Raw genomic sequence first — 17,656 nt, forward strand, 5'->3', positions numbered from 1 at the left:
CGGTGACTGGTAAATCACTTTTATAGAGGAAACATCATGTTCAACTTCATCAAGACCGTAATTTGTATGCTGTGCCTGGCCTGGCTATTTTCACCACAGGCTAATGCTGGTACGACCTATCCGATGTTCGTGGTAGCGCATGATATTGAAGCCCGCCAGATTGAAGGTGAGTTTCGTTTCTGCGAGCGGGTCAATCTGAAAAACGGTGTGTGCTACCAGAAGGTTAACTTCTTCGGTAAAACCAAGCGCATGCCGCAGGACTGGTGGAGCCCGGAAACTTATGTTTCCGCTTACACTGGTATCGAAAGCCCCGTAGTGGTAAGTATCGAGCCAACGGCAGATGGCCGCGGCGTTATCATTTACTACCAATAGGAGGTCGTCATGTCCCTTCAAGCTGCACACATCGATTGGCCGTCCATCAACTTTGGCCCCGTCAATCTCTGGAGTTTGGCCTGGTACCGTCCGGTCACTCAGCCCTCGCATTCTCCAACCAGGAGTAAGCCGGTGATTTCAGCACGCCAGCATCAGGAGATGAAACGCGTTTTGGGTCTTCGAGGCTAAAAAGCAAAATAGTTCCTATACAGGTTCACTCATTCACACAGCGCCTGCTAAGGCGCTGTTTTTCCGACTGGAGATTTGCGTGGACCTCGGTTCTATTGTTAAAGCGTGGCTGGCCACTGACGCCGGCACGTGTGCCTTATTTGGATTTTCCGCTTATGCCCTATGGACATCTTGGCGCAAGTTGGCGACTCGCTGGGATAAGTGGTTCCCCCTCGCAACGAAGGTCGCCAAATGGACCCTGTATGCTGCGGCATTTGGCGTCCTGATTCTTTTCTTCCAGGCGCTTGGCAGCAACTTGTTTGCCATGCCTAACGGCCTGTTTGCGTTGTTCGGCGCAGGCATCATCCCGCTGGCCAACCTTGGCATTCGTCGCTTGCGCCCGAAAGAGAAGGTGCGCCGCGGTTCCGAGGTGGGGACGCCTTCCGATGTGAATAAGGCGACGTCAAAAGCACTGCCTAGTTCAGACTTTCAGGAGAGCTTTAATATTGGAGGGGTCAACATTCCTCGCTCGGCGGAGCCCTATCACTTCTTTGTGGTGGGCTCTACGGGCTCAGGCAAGTCTGTCTTCATTACCAGCCTCATCGACCACCTGGAAGCGCGCGGAGATATCGCGATAATTGTCGACTCAGGCGGTGAATTCAGCTCTCGCTACATGAAGCCCGGTCGAGACCACATCCTGAATCCTTTCGACGACCGCTGCGTGCCCTGGTCGCCTACCGCTGAAATGGCCGGGCCTTGGGATGCAGAAGCACTGGCCAAGTCAATGATTCCGGACGGGGTAGGGGAGTCCAAGGATTGGAATAGCTATGCGCAAACGCTAGTGACCTCGATACTGCGCCGCCTGGTAGAACGTAAGCAGCTCTCCATCAAGGACCTGCTCTATTATGTTCAGGCCGCGCCAATTTCCGAGCTGGAACCATTGTTGGCGGGCACACCGGCCGCTGCTCAGTTAGGCTCCGATAAGACCTTTGGCTCCATCCGCACGATTGCAGCCAACTATCTTGGAACCTACGCCTACCTTGAAGACAATGCGAATCCATTCTCTGTCGCCAATTTCATCAAGGCAGAAAAACCTGGCTTCCTGTTCCTGACCTACCGGGATGACCAGCTGGATTCCTTGCGCAACATGATGTCTTGCATCCTGGACATTGCCGCACGGACCATTTTAGCTTTGCCGGCCAGTCCTACGCGTCGCGTATGGCTCATCATCGACGAATTCGCCTCAATTGGTAAGGTGCAGTCGATTGAAGCCGTCGCCACCAAGGCACGAAAGATGGGTGGCTGCTTGCTGCTGGGCCTGCAGTCGGTATCTCAACTGCAAGACCGATATGGAGATAAGGCTGCTCAGACTATCCTTTCCTGCCTTTCCTCCTGGATGGTGCTGCGATGCTCGGATGCTGAAACTTCTGAGTATGTATCAAAATATATTGGCGATTCTGAAATCTCGCGCATGACTCGAGGGGAGAGCAGCTCTGAATCTGGAGGGTCGGATTCCTTAAACGAGCAGATTCAAACTCAACGGGCAGTGATGCCGGTGGAACTCCAGCGGCTGGCCAATTTGCAAGGCTTCTTCAAGTTGGCGGGGGACTATCCAATTTGCTCGCTAAAACTGCCGTTCCCCAAGAAGCGGGATAAGAGGGCAAAGAATTACGTCGACCGCGACTTTGTGGCGCGTCCAATGCTGGACCTCATTCCAAAGGGGGATGCGAGCCAACCACAGAGTGGCGGAGTGGGGCTGGTGGCCGCACTCCCGGAAACGCCCGCCGCAGCACCGGCGCCAGCGCAACCGGTAATGCAGGAGGAAGCTGCCCCAGCAAAACCCGCTCCGCTGAAGTTCCGAAAGAATCCTATGGACTCGGGTCCGGCCGAGTTCCAGGCGATACTCACAGAACTGGCGGAACTGGACGAAGAAATGTAGTTAACAAAGGGGCGAAAGCCCCTTTAGTCATCAAGCCAAAATCTTGTTGCATGAACGCAACAATGAAGCAGCACGATGGTTAACTTTTTCAGCCATTGAAAATCAATGACTTATGCAAAAAGTTAAACTTTTTTGAGATTTTCTGTAAAAAGACGTTGACAGAACGCATGAGTTTGACTATACTTGTTCGTAGACGTTGAGCAAGAGGCCGACGTCGAACTAATTTTTAAGGATACTGGAATTCAAATGTTAACCCAATTCAACAACCATGACGTCACATGCGTCCCAGCAAGTCTGGGATGTGGCGCCACGTTTACGCGAATTAGCGTAGATGCGGGTTGGGGGAACATGTATGAGCCCAATTATCAGCGCCCGTCATCCCTTAAAAAGGAGGCGCTACCGAAGGCATAATGTGTAAATACAGCGTGCCTTGATACCTGAAAAGGTGTCGGTCAAGAACCCGGTAGCCAAAAGCTAACCGGGTTTTTTGTTATGTATTCAGTAGCTTGAACAAACAAATCATCTCGGGAGCTTGGCTCCGAAGGTGGACGCAAGCAAACAGAAGTAACGTGCATACGCGGAACGAGACCGCGGCCAACACGTAAAAGGCAGGGCAGTAAAACACTGGATAGCAGTGTTCCTTGCAGGCTGAATAGGCGGAGTCCCGGATTGAAACTGTGGCGAGAACGCAGGAGTAAAATGGGCAGTGGAGGGATGGCCTCCACACTTTCTAAAGCGTCTTGGTCTTCAAGCGAGTTTAGCGCAACCTCGCAACAGGACTAGGATGCTTCAGAAAGGCGATTATGCAAGTAATCGTTAACAATTTTGGGGATTGGGACTGCTATGGGGTGGTCGCCGCACTTGCAATGCGGATTTCAGTCGGGTTCGAAACCCGAAATCTCCACCATAATTTGGAGGTTCACTCGAACGCTGCGGCCTGCGGCCTTCGATTGCGAGACTTGAGTTTTCAAGGCTTCAATCGCAGTTCGAAACCCGAAATCTCCACTAAGTTTACGGAGTGTGAAATAAGTCAGGCTGGGCCTGAGACTGGCTGTAACCCAGTTCCCTCGCGGCGAGCGGTTCGATTCCTGCCATGCTCCACCATACATTGGAAGATGAACCCTCAGGGAGGGAGACTGCCTTGAAAACAGTTGAACCGAAAGGTTTGGGCTTCGATTGCACCCTTCTTCCGCCATATAACGTAACGCCCAGGTGGTGGAATAGGGAGACACACTGGATTTAGATTCCAGCGCCTTACAGCGTGAGGGTTCGACCCCCTCTCTGGGCACCAACAGATTATCTCGCAGTCGGTTAGCGGCTATACCACCTGCTTTGGGAGCAGGCACATCGTGAGTTCGAGTCTCACCTGCGAGACCACTAATTAAGCCGGAAGGAACGCCGGCAAAGTAAACACCGCCTCCGGTCACGGAGGGATGAAACGCGTTAGGGTATCGAACCCCGAGGTAATCACCGACCACGAGTGAGCGCGAAAAAACAGCGGTGCGGTAAAAGTCCGAAGTGACGCGAATTTATGCGGTATTAGCTCAGCTGGTAGAGCGCGACGTTGCCATCGTCGAGGTCGCCGATTCGAATTCGGCATACCGCTCCAAGTTAATATGCGGGTGGTCAAGTGGCGTACGTCTGGCCTTCCAAGCCGGAACAGGCGAGTTCAAATCTCGTCGCCCGCTCCAAATTTATAGTCGGTTGGTATAGTGGCTGTGCACCCTCCTTACAAGTGGGCATAGGCGTGTTCGATTCACGCACCGACTACCAGTAACGCGCTTATAGTTCAAAGGTAGAACACACCCCCAAAGGGTTGCTCGGCTTTGCGGCCGGCCGTATGGCAAAGAGACCGTGGTTCGATTCCACGAGGCGCACCAACATAACCTGGATGGATAGGAATTCAAATGTTAACTAAGGAAGTCGACCTGGCAAAGGGCCTCACGTTTTCAATTGATGTGAAGTTCTCCCTGGCGCCACGCCTCGTTGCCTCCAGCAACATCCTGCGAGCCCTGGCTAATGAGATGGGGACTGTCTTCTTTGATGAACAACGTTTTCCTGTGAAGTTATAAGCTTCACAGTTTTGGGTGGTGTGACAGCAGGTGATTGTCTCTCAGTCCGTTTTCGTAACCGTGCATCGCATGGCGGAGAGCTGGGATGGGCACATCAGGGGTGACCTTGACGGATTAAGTCCCAATACGGAGTTCGATTCTTCGACCATCCACCAATTTTCAATGCCCGTTTAGCTCAGCTGGTTAGAGCGCTGTCTCGATAAGGCAGGGGTCCCTGGTTCAAATCCAGGAACGGGCACCATATGGTTCCGGGTGATGCCCCGAGGAAAACACGGCCAAGTTTGAGGTGAGTCCATCTTAAACTGTTGGGAGCCTAACGCATCATGATGTGGGGTTGGCTGATTGGCGAGGCACTGGACTGCAAATCCAGGTTAGACCGGTTCGATTCCGGTACCCCACTCCAATACTTTTAACGTCGAGAAAGGAGCGCGCAAATGAATAGCGCAGATGGCCAACAGCAGGCCCAATTGCTGACTCAGGAGGGGTGTCGCCTAGAGGCCTAAGGCAACAGGTTTTGACCCTGTCATCGACCGTTCGAATCGGTCCGCCCCCGCCTTTGAAAAGTGTTTTTAATCAGAACTTTTCTCAAAGGTATTAAAGTATAACATCATATTTTTATGGCGGGTTCCAGTGGTGGACTCGGGCCTCATAAGCCCAGATGGAAGAGGTGTTCAACTCCCTCGCCCGCAACCCGAAATTTAGTAAAAGTCCATTGCTCCGACGTGCCCGGAGATGGTAACGGCCCTGCCTGTTAAGCAGTGAGCGCGAAAGCGGACGCTGGTTCGAGCCCAGCCGTCGGAGCAATGGACTTTTTGGCATCATATTCCAATACCAATCGAACAAGTTCTTCGTATGTTAAGGATGACTTTGTTTTCTTCCTGTTGTTGTCTGCCCAAGGCATAAGTTCGCAATTCATGGGATGCTTTATGTAATACGGGTCGTACCCATTTTTAATTGCTGATGCAACTGAAATTTTGTGGTCTCTAGTAATTCCGGATGTGTTGTTGTATGACCACATTCCATATTTGCGTAAAAGGGCAAGCTCTGACGCCGAAAACGCGGAAGAGTTATCTCTTATTGAAAATGTGAAGGCGTACCGATTGCGATTGTTTCGTTTGTATAGGTCGGCATGTTGGCTGCAATATTTGATAGCCTGTCTATTTAGAAATCGCAATCCACAGTGTGCGCACTGGCAATTTTTGAGTTTGGAATAGGCAGCTTGAGCCTGTTTTGGATGCAGTAGCGCCCTACGCAGTAGGGTTTGACTAGTTTTCCGCTTGGAAGCTTCGCTTCTTGGGGCTTTAGCCTTGTTGTTAAATGAAGCGGCGCAATTTTGAGAGCAAAACTTTATTGAATAATTTGCTCTATGTTTCTCATATTGAATAACAATTGAGCAATTTTTGCAAATTTTAGGTGAAAGATAATATTTTTCTTTTGCTGCTTCCGCCCACTTAAGCCCATTCGTTCTATTTACCTCGACAAAGTCATCGTTGTGTGTGCGTAGATGGCCATTAAGGGCATAAATAGATTTGAAATTTCTACTACATTGGATGCATGAAAACATCCAATGTATAGCTTTAAAGTCTCAATACTCGTATCGTCTAATTGGACTAGGACCCCTGGCTTTCACCCAGGTAAATACGGATTCGAATTCCGTTGCGAGTACCACTTTACCAGCAATAAAACCGCCCGATATCCCCTTGAGCAGGTCACTCCTGCAAGCAAACGGCGGCGCCGCCAGTCTTCGATACGTTGAGGGCTGGTCCAACCTTGAGTTGGATATTAAGAGAGTAGGGGAGGCACGAAAGTGCACTAGGCATTCAATTGGCTGGTCGATTGATTGTCGCAATTACCCAGTTGGATGCACTGTAAGCATCCGCCGCTCTCCAGCGGATGAGCCGTAGAACGCTCTGCCTCGCCCATGACTCCTCATGGGCTCAGATGCGTAAGTCGGCAGGAGAGGCTCTGTGAGCCTTCCGTAAGGTAAAGAAACAGACGTGTGCGCCACGCGACTCGGCTAGAACCTGAAGGCGACGACTGACAAAGTGTTCGAGGTATGGGGCCTGGTAAGCCTGCATACCAACCTTGCCCAGGTGGCGGAATTTGGTAGACGCCCTGGTTTCAGATACCAGTGTCCCCTGGACGTGCGAGTTCGAGCCTCGCCTTGGGCACCATAATTTTAAGGAGTGGTAATGGAGTTACCTTTCTCGTTTGAGCCACCCAGGTTGACTTCCTACGAAATGTCGCCGGCCGTCCGTGAGCGCATGACTAAGCTGCAAGACCGGTTAACTGCGTCCGGGTGCGTAAACCTGCATATTTCTTGGAACCGTGAATCCCTTGCAAGCGGAAAATACAGCGTTGATGAGGTTGTAACTTCGGTTTGCAGCAATCTTGAAGCAATTCTGGATGGTGATGTCACTCCACTTGTCTTTGATGACCGGGATTTTCCTGTCCCAGCACCGGACATTTCCAGCGAGCTGCGCACGCTCGTGAATAGCGTTTCGATTTAACCAGTATCCAGCTAGCTCAGTGGTAGAGCAAAGGTCTCCAAAACCTAAGACGGGGGTCCGATTCCCTCACTGGATGCCATTGGATGTGACAATGTTTACATGAGCAAGCAATATCTGGCTTGTTGTTTACTCATGTAAGCAAAACGATTAATGGAGAGTTGGCGAAATTGGTAGCCGCACGGGTTTGCTAAACCCGCAGCTGAAAGGCTGTGTGAGTTCAAGTCTCACACTCTCCGCCATCTTCAGGAGTAGGTACATCGCCCCTAACTAAAAGGGTTTGGAGGCCTTTGAACGCATCCAGCCGATGTGCTGAAACAGTTTCTGATGGGGATTAGCCAAGTTGGTAAGGCACCTGGTTCTGAGCCAGGCTATGCGTAGGTTCGAGCCCTACATCCCCCGCCAAACATCCGGAGTAGATAGCAGCGACAATTGTCGTTTAACGGTAAGGACGCCTCTTATATGAGGGAGGAGATGCGGAGTCGATGCCCGCCGGCCACCTGGAGGTGGTGCTTGCTGCTATTGAAACAGTTTTTCGGAGTAGGTTGAATCCCCGTTAGGTGTCGTCTAATGGCAGGATATCCCCAAGCGAAGGGGAAGATGGTGGCATCGATGTCATCCGCCGGTCCCTGTGAAGGACTAGGGTATTCAACTGAAACAGTTTTTCTCCTTGCCAATGGACAGGGCCCGACGCTACGAACGTCAGGATAGGTGAGTTCGATTCTCCCCGAGGAGGCCAGTATATGCTTCTGTAGCTCAGTCTTAGAGCACTTCCATTAGCAGGATGAGTCCGCTACGAATAAGCGACTGGTGGCCCTTGGGTCCCGGCTGGTCGATAAATCGCGGTATGCCCTGGTTAAACTCCAGGCAGAAGCACCAATTATTAGGCTATAGGTGAGGTGCCTGAGAGGCTTAAGGGCGCACATTGGAAATGTGATGGGGGCGCAAGTCCCACCAGAGTTCGAATCTCTGTCTCACCGCCATATCAAGAAAATTCAGTCGACCACTACGGCCAGCGGCCTTCGTCTGCGCGACTTGAATTATTTCGGTGAGGGTTCGCATTTCGAATCTCTGTCTCACCGCCAACTATTTTACCAGCTAGCGGGGAAAGCCTCGGCTTCAGGCTGAGGAGGATGTCAAATGGGCTTGTGGCGGAATTTGGTATACGCGCAACGATGAGAGCGTTGTGTCCGAAAGGACGTGTGGGTTCGAGGCCCACCTAGCCCACCAGTTAATCGAGAGATGCCTGAGCGGTTATAGGAGCGGCCTCATAAGCCGTGGCAGAAATGTCTCACTGGTTCGAATCCAGTTCTCTCGACCAAAATTCATGCTGATTTAGCTCATGTTGGCAGAGCGCCTGTTTCGTACTCAGGAGGTGGACAGTTCGAGACTGTCAATCAGCACCACCCTCTCAAGCTAAGGATTATAGATGCATATGCCTCACGTGACTTGCTCCCGATTATGACCTTTCATAACGGGAGACACAAATGGCGAGAACCGTACGCCGCAAGCACTACACCCCTGCATGGGTGACAGAAGATTCCTACTACTTCATCGACCCGGTTTTCAATGTTGAATGCTATGGCGGACACATTGAGCTGGATGGGGATGAGCGAGCCAATAAGTTGCGCTGGTGGCACGAAGATAAGAGCTGCTGGTGGGGTGAGAGGCCTCCGAAACCTTATCGTCAGTGTATTGAAGTTCAGCACCGCATGACTGCAAAAACCGAACTGTGCCGATGGAAAAAGAATCCTGAGCACGAGGTTCAGTTGCTTCGAAAGGGGCTGTTGGGTTATTGGAATTGACACAAAAAAGCCGTAATTTACCGGCTTTATCTTCTTGAGCAACTATGGTGCGCGGGTCTGCATGGTGTGGACGCTTGCCTGTCACGCAAGATATCAGAGGGGCTCGGTACCCCTGCGCATCGCCATTTAACGCCGGCATAGCTCACCAGGTGAGAGCGCCAGTTTGAAACACTGGAGGGCAGGGTTCAATTCCCGTGACGGCACCAAACATCGCTCCGATAGCACAGTGGTAGTGCAATTCCTTGGTAAGGAAGAGGTCGGCAGTCCGATTCTGTCTCGGAGCACCATTAGCGCTGAGTCGAGATTGAACCAATCGGCCTGGGCCTACGGCGGGGAGATTTACCTCTTCCGAGGTTGGCTTCGCATTCCAATTCAAGCTCGGAGCACCATCATTTAACGACATCGAAGAGCACTTCGGCGTGGCCATAGCTCAACTGGATAGAGCCCAGGAATGTGACTCCTGTGGTTGAGAGTTCGAACCTCTCTGGTCACCCCAAAGTGCTTTTAAGCAGCAACATCCAATCATTTTATCAGGAGCAATCATGCGAAAACCTACCAAGTCCGTCGACCTCGACGGCAAACGCATGGCTCTCTAACGAACTACTCCAGGGTGGTTCGCGAGAGAGCCTAAAAATCTCTCTCCCTGTCTGGCGCAACTGATAGCGCAGCGGACTCTTACTCCGACGGTTGTGGGTTTGACTCCCACGGCAGGGACCACTCTGGAAGTGTAGCTCAAGTAGGCAGAGCATCCGGCTTTTACCCGGGCGGTTGGGAGTTCGAGGCTCCCCACTTCCACCAACCCTAATCGAATGTATCTTGTTGGTCTGCTGCAGGGTCTATCCGATTACGATTCACCGTTTTAAGGCATGCTGCAGGGCCTTCCGCGTCGCCCAATCGACTCGCCGGAGGTGTGTCCCATCCTTCTCGATGGTATCGCCGCTATCGAGCGCCTGGCGCTCCTGGCTGGTCAGCCGTTGATTACGAATGGCTATTGGAATCCAGTAGCCCTGAAATTTCTTTTCGAGTGCGGTCTTCATACCTCTAATGGGACAGCATGTCGCAGTTTTTGATACTTGGGGCCATAGCTCAGTTGGGAGAGCGCTTCCTCGGCAGGGAAGAGGTCATGGATTCGACTTCCATTGGCTCCACCACTTCAACCAAGGAGGCAACATGGCCGTTGCAATTAATATCGTTGGCGCCGGCGTGTTCGGGACTTTCCTGCGCACTGTCCTGGCGCCTTTTTGCTTGTTTAGCGAGGATGCTGATATCGCCATCCTTGCCGTCCCTTTTGACGCATACGAAGACGTTGCCTCGGCGCATGCCGGTAAGCACCTGGTCAACGTCTGCTCAGTTCAGGATGCTACCAATAGCATTTGTTTGCGCCACAGCGACCGCGTGACGGGTATTCACCCTATGTTCGGCCCTCGCTCGCCGGCTGCCGGCCGCACTAGCATCGTGACGCTCACGAACAGTTGCAGTGATGAGGTGTTAGAAGTGTTTGGCAGCATCAGCTCCTTGGTTGAGTTTGCCAATGGCGAACGCATTACTGGGGAGACCCACGACCGCATGATGGCGAAAACGCATCTCCAGGTGGTACGGCTGGCGGACAAAATCAACGCCATTGTGGCGGATGCCTCCGATATCCCGGATGAATGCTTGCCGACGTCGTTCAAGCGACTGAAAGCCATGGCTGAGCAGTTCCTCGACATGCCGCCGGGCACCAAGTCCAGCATTCTGGCAAACAGTCATTGGAGCTCCTCCGCAAAGTTAGGCGGAAATGTCGTCAAACTTAAAGTCTAATTTTGAAGATTTATGCCCTTGTAGCTCAGTTGGAAGAGTAGCGCACTTGTAATGCGACGGTCGACGGTTCAAATCCTGTCCTTGGGCACCATTTTGCAGAGTGAGTCCGGTAGGCTGCCGGTATGAATCAATAAGAGTTGTGCTTGGTGGTTCCAGGCCCAGCCCGCGCAGTTCGATACTGCAACTCTGCACCATTTTAAAACGGGATATAGCGCAGCCTGGTTAGCGCGCCGGTCTGGGGGACCGGAGGCCCCGAGTTCAAATCTCGGTATCCCGACCATTTTCTGAGAAAGCTGCAACTGTAGATATTCGAGCGGAAGGAGAGTGCAGCCCCGCGCAGAGCCAATTAAAAATCCAGGCCATGAAGACCTGGATTTGAGTGTTAAGCCGTTGCCCACTTGGCGCTTGGCCGTGTGTATTGCCAGCTTGGGTCGTACTCATGCATGAAGGTTATTGCCCGGCTGGAGACTTCATACCACTGGTTGTTAGTCCCCTTGAAGCTTGTGCCCGGAATTACATCCGTGACGACACGCGTTATCGGGGGACTCCTATCCAGCCATACCTGCTCAATCACGCCGTAGCGCAAAGCGGCGGGAAGTACCCGGCTGAATTCTGGGGCAAGAGCACCATAGATGGGATGCTCAGCGACCTTGCGAATCAGCGCGACTTGCTTTTCCGTGATGCCATACTTTTTCAACAACGCTTTCTTGTCCATACCTGTCCTTTGAAGTTAATAACTGTCACTTGGAGGTATAGGAAAAAAGGCGAAGATTGCCGCTTGTAAACGGATTGTTGGGATATACGTTATTCAGCTACCTACTGGAGGACGTATGTACCCGATTCATCTCATCCCGTCGCTTAAAGCCGCGGGATTTAAAATTACCAACGAGCCGGACCTTGTCGACAGGCTTTCTGAAGCTAAGGACTGGCAAGCGGCCTTGGTGACGTTATTGCGGCATGGCGAGCGTATCGGCATCGAGGTCACCCGTAATCCACTGGCTGGAGCAAGCGTAAGCGCTATCGCACATCAGTTTCACTTGAGCCCGACGGTAGAGTCTGAGCTCAACGCTGTGCTGCACTGAAGAGACAACAAAAAGCCCCGGCAACTTTGAAGTTGGTCGGGGCTTTGTTGAGATACGCGTTAAACCAGATTGCGTCGCTCCAGCTCGTCTTGAGCGAGGTCGGCGTAATCTTGACGGTTTGCAGCCTTTTCTTTTTCCAGGACGCCATAGACCTGTCGGTCGGTACAGGCTTTGAGATAGTCCTTGAATTCTTGTCGGTCTTTTGCAGTCATGATGTCCTCTCTGTTCGCCCTATCCTTTGCTAAAGCCAAAGTATAAAGCATGTGTTTAACAATTCCACTGATGTACCCTGGATGAGTGCCTCAGTCAGTATAGGCTTGGGATAGTGCAATACTGTCCATCCAGAATTCGGCTAGACGCCCGCGTTGAGTCTTGTTACTCCGTGGTGCGAGACAACCCCGTAAGGCCTCCCGGGAGGATAGCGGGACTGCCGAACCTATACTTGACCTGGCAATACAGCCAGTTGAGGGAAAATCATGAAATCGAAGATTATTAAATTTGTCGTTGATGGGTTCGTAAGTGTCGCGATTCTAGGGCTATTTGCGGTGGTGATGGCCAGTTGTTCAAAAGCCCCGCCTGCGGTGCAAGCAAGGGCTGACGCAGCAGAGCGCGCCGCAGTACTGCGCAATCTGGAATACTTCAAGGACAAGTTCGGTCTCTGTTACACCGACCTGACCGACATTGATTCTCATGGGCACAAAACACACAGCATCACCAATGTTCCCTGTAACCGAGTTGGTCTTTAACTCACTACGCCACTGCATAAGTGGCGTTTTTTATGGAGATTCCAATGCCGGAAACCAACCAGTCGCTATCCGACCGCAAGAAGCAGCACGACGACTTTATGGCGCTACTCGAAACAGGCGCGCACCTCGATACGACCTTCCTGCCCATCGAGCCTTATCTGGTTGGATTATCGAATATCAGGGATGTGACTTTGCCTGTAGCGAGCGTACACAGAAAATCATGATGACCTAACACGATACCCCCGTAGCTCAGTGGAAGAGTATCGGCATCCGAAGCCGATGGTCGGTGAGTTCAAGTCTCCCCGGGGGTGCCCTTGTATTGACATATTTGGCTATTTGTGGCATAATTAACAAACTGACTGAGGCGAACGGTAATTCGTCTTTAGGCTTATCTGCCCAGCAGCGAAAGAATCCGCGCAGGCTGAGTTGGCAACTCCAGCCGAGCAAACCTCGACCAGGCAAACTTGGGCTAGGCGTGCGCGAGATACCGCAAAGCAGGTCGCCAACCTGTCCTTGCCCTTACGGGCAGGCTGCTGGGCAGATAAGCTTGATGTCATTTGCAATGTCGTAGCTCAGATAAACGAAGGGTTTGGCGTGATTACGGCCGTAGTCGCGTCGAGCTTCTAGTTGCGATAAAGCGCTTGAAAGTCGATGAGTGCGCACGATTCGATAAGTAGGGCGTGGAAAGCTTTAGAGAGCGCCATCACGTGGAGTGGTGGAGGTCGTCCCGGCGGACCGGCATTGCAAATGGCATCAAAATTGGCGAGGTGGCTGAGTGGTTTAAAGCGCGCGTCTCGAAAATGCGAGGTCGTGATGAACGGCCCCAGGGTTCGAATCCCTGCCTCGCCGCCAGTTAACTTAACATTGATATTGCCAATATGCTTATTTTGCATATACTGCCAATTCAATTGCTCTTTAACAAAAAAACGAACTCGCATTACACAGCTGCGGCGTGGATAGGACACGCTAGGCACGGTGCAGAAACATGAAATCCAGACTCGAAAAGACTCATATCCGGCTCCTAGTGAGAAGCGGTGGTTAGTTAGAGCCTACACGCCAATTAGCGTTGGCTATCGGTATCGTTCACGAGATTCAGTTGGACTGCGAAGGTGCTGATAGGAAAATGGAGTGGGCTACGCTGACGAGCGCCCCACCGGAGGGCACTGGCAGTGTGTGTCTGAGCTGGAATCAAGCCCAGCCGGCTGTGTAATGCAAGTTTTGAATATAGTTTCGACAGCCGCGGCGTGGTTTGACACGCTACGAAGCTGGTAAGTAAGCGAGTGGAAAGGCGCAACGCATCTGGAGGCATCCGGATTAAGTCGAGGTAGCCCACTCCGGGGTTGACTGTCTCAGCCATGGTTTGCAGCCATGTACCTCCCCAAAGCAGGGTTCGCTCTGCCGGCTGTCGAAACTATATTCAGCGCGATTCTGCATGTGCTTGCACAGGCATGGCGCGATGAATATTCCCGCATGGGGGTGATAGCTGCAGTGATGCAGTCAAAGCGAGGTAGCCCACTAACTCGCGCCTGTCCGCAAACAGGTCAATCCATGCAAGCCTCCCTGGCGCCGTGAGGCGCGCTTCGCTGACAAGAGCGGCGGAGCTAGGGGTAAAGCGTGTGGATGGGAAAGAACTTTGCCTTACGGGCCGGCCTTACGGCTGGGAACCCGTGGTATTGAACAGCAGCGGGTGGTGCCGCGGTCCAGCCAAACCAAACACGTTAATCCGGACGGGAAAGGGTAGCGTTGTTGTCGTAGATGCCCTCAATGGCGACAACGCAGATTTAAGGGTAATGGCATAGGCCCCGCTGGGACCATGACAGAATCCTGAAAATCGGTTGAGTATCCGGCAGGAGAAAGACATGCTGCGAAGCGTATTCTGTGTCTCAAAAGGACATGGAGCGTTTGGACACGCTCGCGGCGGTGGGTTGCAATAGCTCAATTGGAAGAGCGTCAGAATTGATAATCTGAAGGCTGTGGATTCGAACTCCACTCGCATTTAAACGCAAAGTCGTGTCCGACAGCACATGAAAGTGGCTTAATTCTGCCCACGGCGACGTGAAGGCAGACATCCAAAGCTCGCAAAGCTGAGGGTGTTGATTGGAATCCGCACGTAGAGGCTGCAACCTCGAACGGCTCGCAAGGTCGGCGGTAGGACGATAATCGAGTAGTGTGTTGTGTCATGGAGGAAGCCTTCCTTGGCGAAAGCCTAAAACGGCAGCCACGGTGCCCGACTCCTTTGAGGGGTGGATAAGCCAGAAACGCTGGGACGCAAGCCCGGCGATAACCTGAGCGAACGGGGTGCTATTAAAGCTGTAATCTCAAGCTTTTATCTCAAGAGTGAATGCTTTTGAGGATGTGCTCATCGAGGACATCCTTAAGTGTAGTTACTACCGCCGCGAGTTAAACCCCGCGTCGAATAGCAGAGCGACTCAAAAGCGTCGCTCAATCCATGGAGCACTGGCGTGCAACAGTTCTTATAAAACTGTGTTGAAATGTCATATGTTGGCGCAACTCCAACCTTCGCCGTCGATGGTGATGTCGCCCAGTAGCCGGGCGTCGCAGGACAGCTTCCTGCGGCTCGACAGCTAAACAAGCCGGTTCAATTCCGGCGCCATGGTTCAGTATGAAATGACAATGATGGAACTTGAGGCCTACGGGCAACTTTACGCAATACGAAACTCAGGCTTGACCTATGTTGGTCAGGCTTTGGGGTCTTCATTGCGTAGGTGGCGGAACATTTGAGATTGCTTCAGTGTGGAAGACATCATTGTCGGCCTCTTCAAAGGGTATTTGACGAAGTTGGCCTTGTTGGGGTGACATTCCAAGTTCTAAAAGATATGGTTCCGCATACCATGTTGGATTATGAGGAATTTACCTTTACCGTGAACCTGGGTGGCATTAATGCGCCTCCTGTTAAAGCCGTGAAAGAAAAAACAAAGCAAGAAATTATTGGTGAGCTAAAAAATGGTGATGCCTATCGCACTATTGCGGCGAAGCATAATGTGTCTTTGGGCTATATATCAAAAATAAAGACTCAATATCTACCAGTGCGAACAAGGTCCGCATGCTTGAAGCGTCATTTTGAACTTGGCTTCAGAGCGGGGTTTAGGTCATGCGGCTCTCGTTGTTGAACAGGCCTTCTGGGTATCACCAGTAGGCCATCTGAAACACAATCGGCCTTAATTTGGGATGCCTACTGCAGTTGGCTAACCAGACGGCTCGGGGCCGCAGAATACCGAGCCGGCATATTGAATTCAGGTGAAACCCTTGCATAAGGGCCGGGAGGGATGTCTCTCTTTGGGGTGATGGGCACATCATGAGTAACCTAAATCTGCTTCTTCTTGGCGCTTCGGCGCGACAAAGGTGGACCTGCGAGCCGGAGAAGTAGTATCGGGGCCAAATTCTCAAAGCGCGTTATCTCACGCTTCCATTGCAGTTGATGACATCCTGTCATCTATCTCTGCATCACCGACATAATGCTGTCGGTACATTAATCCAAATAAAATTTTGCGCACCTGCGCTTTAACGCTTAGGTTATTGAGCTCAGCCATTCAATTCCATTATTAAATGTAAGGTTGCTTTACAGGACATAAATATCTGCATATACTGTAACTAACAATATAGTATTTGTCTACGATAGTTCCACCTGTACGCCATGCCTAAATTTAACAAGATATTTGTTGCCTCACTGCTCTCGCTTTTTGCGTGCGCAGCCATCCCTGCCACTTGGGGGGTCGTAAAAAATGTTGGCTCAGCCAACATGACCTGGCATGCTGTTTCGTCAGGCAATACAGCAAATCTTACCTGGCATAAGCTAGGCTCTATTACTTGCACCTTCTCCAATAAGGTTACCTTTACAGCAAACACGTCCTGGACGGTTCCGGGGACAGGCTGCGGAACTATACGCGTGAAAGCCTGGGGAGCTGGAGGTAATGGTGGTGCCTTCAATTATTATGGCGGCGGCGGCGGATTTGGTCAGGCAGATGTACCTGCCCCCGCAGGCTCAACCCTATTGGTTGCTGTCGGGGGTGGTGCCAAATACCTTGCTGGGGCATCTGCTGGCGGTACTAATGGAGGGGGCGGTAGTTCCTCGAACACCTCAACTGGAGGTGGAGGTTATTCTGGGGTATTTAAGAATAATTCAGCCTCCCAAGCTAATGCATTGGTCATGGCTGGGGGTGGCGGGGGTGGCGTTCTTGCTGCGGGTGGTGCGGGAGGTGGCTCTGCTGGTGCGGCAGGTGGTGGGTCAAGTTGTGGGGGAGGCGGAACACAATCTGGAGGAGGTGGCTCAGGTGGGTCTATGGGCTCTGCTGGGTCTGCTCTCCAAGGCGGTAGTGGGCTCTCAAATCTATCGGGGGCAGGAGGCGGTGGCGGCTATTTCGGCGGGGGCGCTGGCTATGCAGGTGGCGGCGGTTCTGGCTATATCGTCCCCGGGGCGTCTAACTCAAGACTACTGAATGGCTCCGGTTCGGCTGTAGCTAATTCAGGAGATACGGACTACGTCGCAGGAAAGGGGAACGGGGTTCAAGCCACAAACGCTCAGCCTGGATATGTTGTAATATACTATTAAATATGCTATAGTTTAACCTTCACAAAATCATCCGGGGTATAGCTCAGCTTGGTAGAGCGCTGCGTTCGGGACGCAGAGGCCGCGTGTTCAAATCACGCTACCCCGACCAAATTTTCCGGGCCAATAGCTCAGTTGGGAGAGCGCCGCGTTCGCAACGCGGAGGTCGGGAGTTCGAACCTCCTTCGGTCCACCAAGATTGAGTCATACATCATGCGCCATAACTACATCAAACAAGGCTCTGGAGCACATTGGGCAGCCAACACCGACGGGTATGGGCGCATCCTGGTACAACTGGGAGATACCTTTGGAGACCAGGCACGTGTAGTGCTTACACAAGAAGAGGCTCTAGCTCTCATCCAGGGTATTCTGACTACCGCTCTGAAAGCTGCCGCTGAGCCTAAAATCGAGGAGCTGTATGGCCTCATCAGTCGATATCCAGAAACGTCAAAGGAATTGTAATGCTCGCTTCTAAATTATCCCTCAACAAGTTCATCCTGCGGTAGGCCGACAGCTCTTGAGTAGCGCGGGAGGGTCCCGCGTGGCGGTCGGTCACCGTCCCTAGAGGACGAGCAAGATGAACAAATCAATGAAACGC

The 17,656-nt window shown here is 52.0% G+C and carries 17 protein-coding genes, 31 tRNA genes and 1 pseudogene; 44 read left to right on the forward strand and 5 right to left on the reverse strand.

Annotation, left to right across the window (positions count from 1 at the left end; translation table 11 throughout):
• The first annotated feature begins 36 nt into the window (after positions 1-36).
• The 14 genes and pseudogenes from NMK_RS09225 to NMK_RS09275 all read left to right on the forward strand — a co-directional run bounded on the left by NMK_RS09225 (position 37) and on the right by NMK_RS09275 (position 5,352).
• Positions 37-372 carry a hypothetical protein gene (locus tag NMK_RS09225; protein ID WP_109015493.1) on the forward strand — a complete coding sequence of 112 codons (336 nt, stop codon included), beginning with the start codon at positions 37-39 and terminating at the stop codon, positions 370-372.
• 268 nt (positions 373-640) lie between these two features.
• A complete protein-coding gene (locus NMK_RS09230; RefSeq protein WP_109015494.1) occupies positions 641-2,479 on the forward strand; it encodes a type IV secretion system DNA-binding domain-containing protein in 1,839 nt (612 codons plus the stop codon).
• 827 nt (positions 2,480-3,306) lie between these two features.
• Positions 3,307-3,386 (forward strand) — tRNA-Ala (locus NMK_RS18455).
• A 299-nt stretch (positions 3,387-3,685) separates the two neighbouring features.
• Positions 3,686-3,770, forward strand: a tRNA-Leu gene (locus tag NMK_RS09240).
• A gap of 9 nt (positions 3,771-3,779) precedes the next feature.
• Positions 3,780-3,856 (forward strand) — tRNA-Pro (locus tag NMK_RS09245).
• 156 nt (positions 3,857-4,012) lie between these two features.
• Positions 4,013-4,088 (forward strand) — tRNA-Gly (locus tag NMK_RS09250).
• A gap of 9 nt (positions 4,089-4,097) precedes the next feature.
• Positions 4,098-4,170 (forward strand) — tRNA-OTHER (locus NMK_RS09255).
• A gap of 7 nt (positions 4,171-4,177) precedes the next feature.
• Positions 4,178-4,252: transfer RNA gene (locus NMK_RS18460), tRNA-Val, on the forward strand.
• Between the two features lie 5 nt (positions 4,253-4,257).
• Positions 4,258-4,359 (forward strand): annotated as a pseudogene (locus tag NMK_RS18465).
• A 27-nt stretch (positions 4,360-4,386) separates the two neighbouring features.
• Entirely contained in the window at positions 4,387-4,551 is a 165-nt protein-coding gene (locus tag NMK_RS18470) for a hypothetical protein (RefSeq protein WP_181376218.1), read from the forward strand.
• Positions 4,552-4,715: 164 nt separating this feature from the next.
• A tRNA-Ile gene (locus tag NMK_RS09260) sits at positions 4,716-4,792 on the forward strand.
• 87 nt (positions 4,793-4,879) lie between these two features.
• Positions 4,880-4,954 (forward strand) — tRNA-Cys (locus tag NMK_RS09265).
• A 78-nt stretch (positions 4,955-5,032) separates the two neighbouring features.
• Positions 5,033-5,104 (forward strand) — tRNA-Gln (locus NMK_RS09270).
• Positions 5,105-5,267: 163 nt separating this feature from the next.
• A tRNA-Asn gene (locus NMK_RS09275) sits at positions 5,268-5,352 on the forward strand.
• On the opposite strand, the gene NMK_RS19035 is transcribed toward NMK_RS09275, so the two are convergent.
• Positions 5,303-6,115 (reverse strand): C2H2-type zinc finger protein, encoded by an 813-nt coding sequence (locus NMK_RS19035; RefSeq protein ID WP_181376242.1) that lies wholly within the window; start codon positions 6,113-6,115, stop codon positions 5,303-5,305. The two genes, NMK_RS09275 and NMK_RS19035, sit on opposite strands and share 50 nt — an antisense overlap.
• A 26-nt stretch (positions 6,116-6,141) precedes the next feature.
• On the opposite strand from NMK_RS19035, the gene NMK_RS09285 reads away from it, so the two are divergent.
• The 15 genes from NMK_RS09285 to NMK_RS09360 all read left to right on the forward strand — a co-directional run bounded on the left by NMK_RS09285 (position 6,142) and on the right by NMK_RS09360 (position 9,661).
• Positions 6,142-6,219 (forward strand) — tRNA-Glu (locus NMK_RS09285).
• 419 nt (positions 6,220-6,638) lie between these two features.
• A tRNA-Leu gene (locus NMK_RS09290) sits at positions 6,639-6,725 on the forward strand.
• Between the two features lie 18 nt (positions 6,726-6,743).
• On the forward strand, positions 6,744-7,061 hold the full coding sequence (locus tag NMK_RS09295; RefSeq protein WP_109015496.1) for a hypothetical protein: 318 nt from the start codon (positions 6,744-6,746) through the stop codon (positions 7,059-7,061).
• A 5-nt stretch (positions 7,062-7,066) separates the two neighbouring features.
• A tRNA-Trp gene (locus NMK_RS09300) sits at positions 7,067-7,140 on the forward strand.
• A 73-nt stretch (positions 7,141-7,213) separates the two neighbouring features.
• Positions 7,214-7,300, forward strand: a tRNA-Ser gene (locus NMK_RS09305).
• Positions 7,301-7,951: 651 nt separating this feature from the next.
• A tRNA-Ser gene (locus NMK_RS09315) sits at positions 7,952-8,041 on the forward strand.
• Positions 8,042-8,200: 159 nt separating this feature from the next.
• Positions 8,201-8,288, forward strand: a tRNA-Leu gene (locus NMK_RS09320).
• A gap of 6 nt (positions 8,289-8,294) precedes the next feature.
• Positions 8,295-8,379 (forward strand) — tRNA-Met (locus NMK_RS09325).
• Between the two features lie 8 nt (positions 8,380-8,387).
• Positions 8,388-8,464 (forward strand) — tRNA-Thr (locus NMK_RS09330).
• 81 nt (positions 8,465-8,545) lie between these two features.
• A complete protein-coding gene (locus NMK_RS09335) occupies positions 8,546-8,863 on the forward strand; it encodes a hypothetical protein (protein ID WP_109015497.1) in 318 nt (105 codons plus the stop codon).
• 131 nt (positions 8,864-8,994) lie between these two features.
• Positions 8,995-9,069: transfer RNA gene (locus NMK_RS09340), tRNA-Phe, on the forward strand.
• A gap of 6 nt (positions 9,070-9,075) precedes the next feature.
• A tRNA-Thr gene (locus NMK_RS09345) sits at positions 9,076-9,150 on the forward strand.
• Positions 9,151-9,282: 132 nt separating this feature from the next.
• Positions 9,283-9,359 (forward strand) — tRNA-His (locus NMK_RS09350).
• A 145-nt stretch (positions 9,360-9,504) separates the two neighbouring features.
• A tRNA-Lys gene (locus NMK_RS09355) sits at positions 9,505-9,580 on the forward strand.
• Between the two features lie 4 nt (positions 9,581-9,584).
• Positions 9,585-9,661: transfer RNA gene (locus NMK_RS09360), tRNA-Lys, on the forward strand.
• Positions 9,662-9,714: 53 nt separating this feature from the next.
• Here the strand turns inward: NMK_RS09360 and NMK_RS09365 are convergent.
• On the reverse strand, positions 9,715-9,900 hold the full coding sequence (locus NMK_RS09365; protein WP_109015498.1) for a hypothetical protein: 186 nt from the start codon (positions 9,898-9,900) through the stop codon (positions 9,715-9,717).
• A gap of 38 nt (positions 9,901-9,938) precedes the next feature.
• On the opposite strand from NMK_RS09365, the gene NMK_RS09370 reads away from it, so the two are divergent.
• From NMK_RS09370 to NMK_RS09385, 4 genes are all read left to right on the forward strand, one after another.
• A tRNA-Ala gene (locus tag NMK_RS09370) sits at positions 9,939-10,014 on the forward strand.
• 19 nt (positions 10,015-10,033) lie between these two features.
• The gene (locus NMK_RS09375; RefSeq protein WP_109015499.1) at positions 10,034-10,663 is read left to right on the forward strand and encodes a prephenate dehydrogenase/arogenate dehydrogenase family protein; all 630 of its coding nucleotides are present in this window, start codon (positions 10,034-10,036) and stop codon (positions 10,661-10,663) included.
• 14 nt (positions 10,664-10,677) lie between these two features.
• Positions 10,678-10,754 (forward strand) — tRNA-Thr (locus tag NMK_RS09380).
• A gap of 111 nt (positions 10,755-10,865) precedes the next feature.
• Positions 10,866-10,943, forward strand: a tRNA-Pro gene (locus tag NMK_RS09385).
• Positions 10,944-11,045: 102 nt separating this feature from the next.
• On the opposite strand, the gene NMK_RS09390 is transcribed toward NMK_RS09385, so the two are convergent.
• Positions 11,046-11,378 (reverse strand): hypothetical protein, encoded by a 333-nt coding sequence (locus tag NMK_RS09390; RefSeq protein WP_109015500.1) that lies wholly within the window; start codon positions 11,376-11,378, stop codon positions 11,046-11,048.
• Between the two features lie 115 nt (positions 11,379-11,493).
• Here NMK_RS09390 and NMK_RS09395 point away from each other — a divergent pair, with 115 nt between their 5' ends.
• Entirely contained in the window at positions 11,494-11,745 is a 252-nt protein-coding gene (locus NMK_RS09395) for a hypothetical protein (RefSeq protein WP_109015501.1), read from the forward strand.
• A gap of 59 nt (positions 11,746-11,804) precedes the next feature.
• On the opposite strand, the gene NMK_RS18480 is transcribed toward NMK_RS09395, so the two are convergent.
• The gene (locus NMK_RS18480) at positions 11,805-11,957 is read right to left on the reverse strand and encodes a hypothetical protein (RefSeq protein WP_181376219.1); all 153 of its coding nucleotides are present in this window, start codon (positions 11,955-11,957) and stop codon (positions 11,805-11,807) included.
• 264 nt (positions 11,958-12,221) lie between these two features.
• On the opposite strand from NMK_RS18480, the gene NMK_RS09405 reads away from it, so the two are divergent.
• The 6 genes from NMK_RS09405 to NMK_RS18290 all read left to right on the forward strand — a co-directional run bounded on the left by NMK_RS09405 (position 12,222) and on the right by NMK_RS18290 (position 15,622).
• A complete protein-coding gene (locus tag NMK_RS09405; protein WP_109015503.1) occupies positions 12,222-12,491 on the forward strand; it encodes a hypothetical protein in 270 nt (89 codons plus the stop codon).
• Between the two features lie 44 nt (positions 12,492-12,535).
• Positions 12,536-12,715 (forward strand): hypothetical protein, encoded by a 180-nt coding sequence (locus NMK_RS09410; RefSeq protein WP_109015504.1) that lies wholly within the window; start codon positions 12,536-12,538, stop codon positions 12,713-12,715.
• 14 nt (positions 12,716-12,729) lie between these two features.
• Positions 12,730-12,802 (forward strand) — tRNA-Arg (locus NMK_RS09415).
• Between the two features lie 450 nt (positions 12,803-13,252).
• Positions 13,253-13,343 (forward strand) — tRNA-Ser (locus NMK_RS09420).
• Between the two features lie 1,071 nt (positions 13,344-14,414).
• A tRNA-Ile gene (locus tag NMK_RS09425) sits at positions 14,415-14,489 on the forward strand.
• 740 nt (positions 14,490-15,229) lie between these two features.
• Positions 15,230-15,622 carry a hypothetical protein gene (locus NMK_RS18290; RefSeq protein WP_146187158.1) on the forward strand — a complete coding sequence of 131 codons (393 nt, stop codon included), beginning with the start codon at positions 15,230-15,232 and terminating at the stop codon, positions 15,620-15,622.
• Positions 15,623-15,910: 288 nt separating this feature from the next.
• Here the strand turns inward: NMK_RS18290 and NMK_RS18885 are convergent, their stop codons facing one another.
• A complete protein-coding gene (locus tag NMK_RS18885; RefSeq protein ID WP_265415766.1) occupies positions 15,911-16,042 on the reverse strand; it encodes a hypothetical protein in 132 nt (43 codons plus the stop codon).
• Positions 16,043-16,429: 387 nt separating this feature from the next.
• On the opposite strand from NMK_RS18885, the gene NMK_RS18890 reads away from it, so the two are divergent.
• From NMK_RS18890 to NMK_RS09445, 4 genes are all read left to right on the forward strand, one after another.
• Positions 16,430-16,948, forward strand: coding sequence for a hypothetical protein (locus NMK_RS18890; protein WP_265415767.1), 519 nt, complete (start codon positions 16,430-16,432; stop codon positions 16,946-16,948).
• Between the two features lie 145 nt (positions 16,949-17,093).
• Positions 17,094-17,170: transfer RNA gene (locus tag NMK_RS09435), tRNA-Pro, on the forward strand.
• An 8-nt stretch (positions 17,171-17,178) separates the two neighbouring features.
• Positions 17,179-17,254 (forward strand) — tRNA-Ala (locus tag NMK_RS09440).
• 17 nt (positions 17,255-17,271) lie between these two features.
• Complete coding sequence (locus NMK_RS09445; RefSeq protein WP_109015506.1) at positions 17,272-17,520, forward strand: hypothetical protein; 249 nt, start codon at positions 17,272-17,274, stop codon at positions 17,518-17,520.
• The last annotated feature ends 136 nt before the right edge of the window (positions 17,521-17,656 follow it).

The organism is Novimethylophilus kurashikiensis (assembly GCF_003112435.1).
Classification (GTDB): domain Bacteria; phylum Pseudomonadota; class Gammaproteobacteria; order Burkholderiales; family Methylophilaceae; genus Novimethylophilus; species Novimethylophilus kurashikiensis.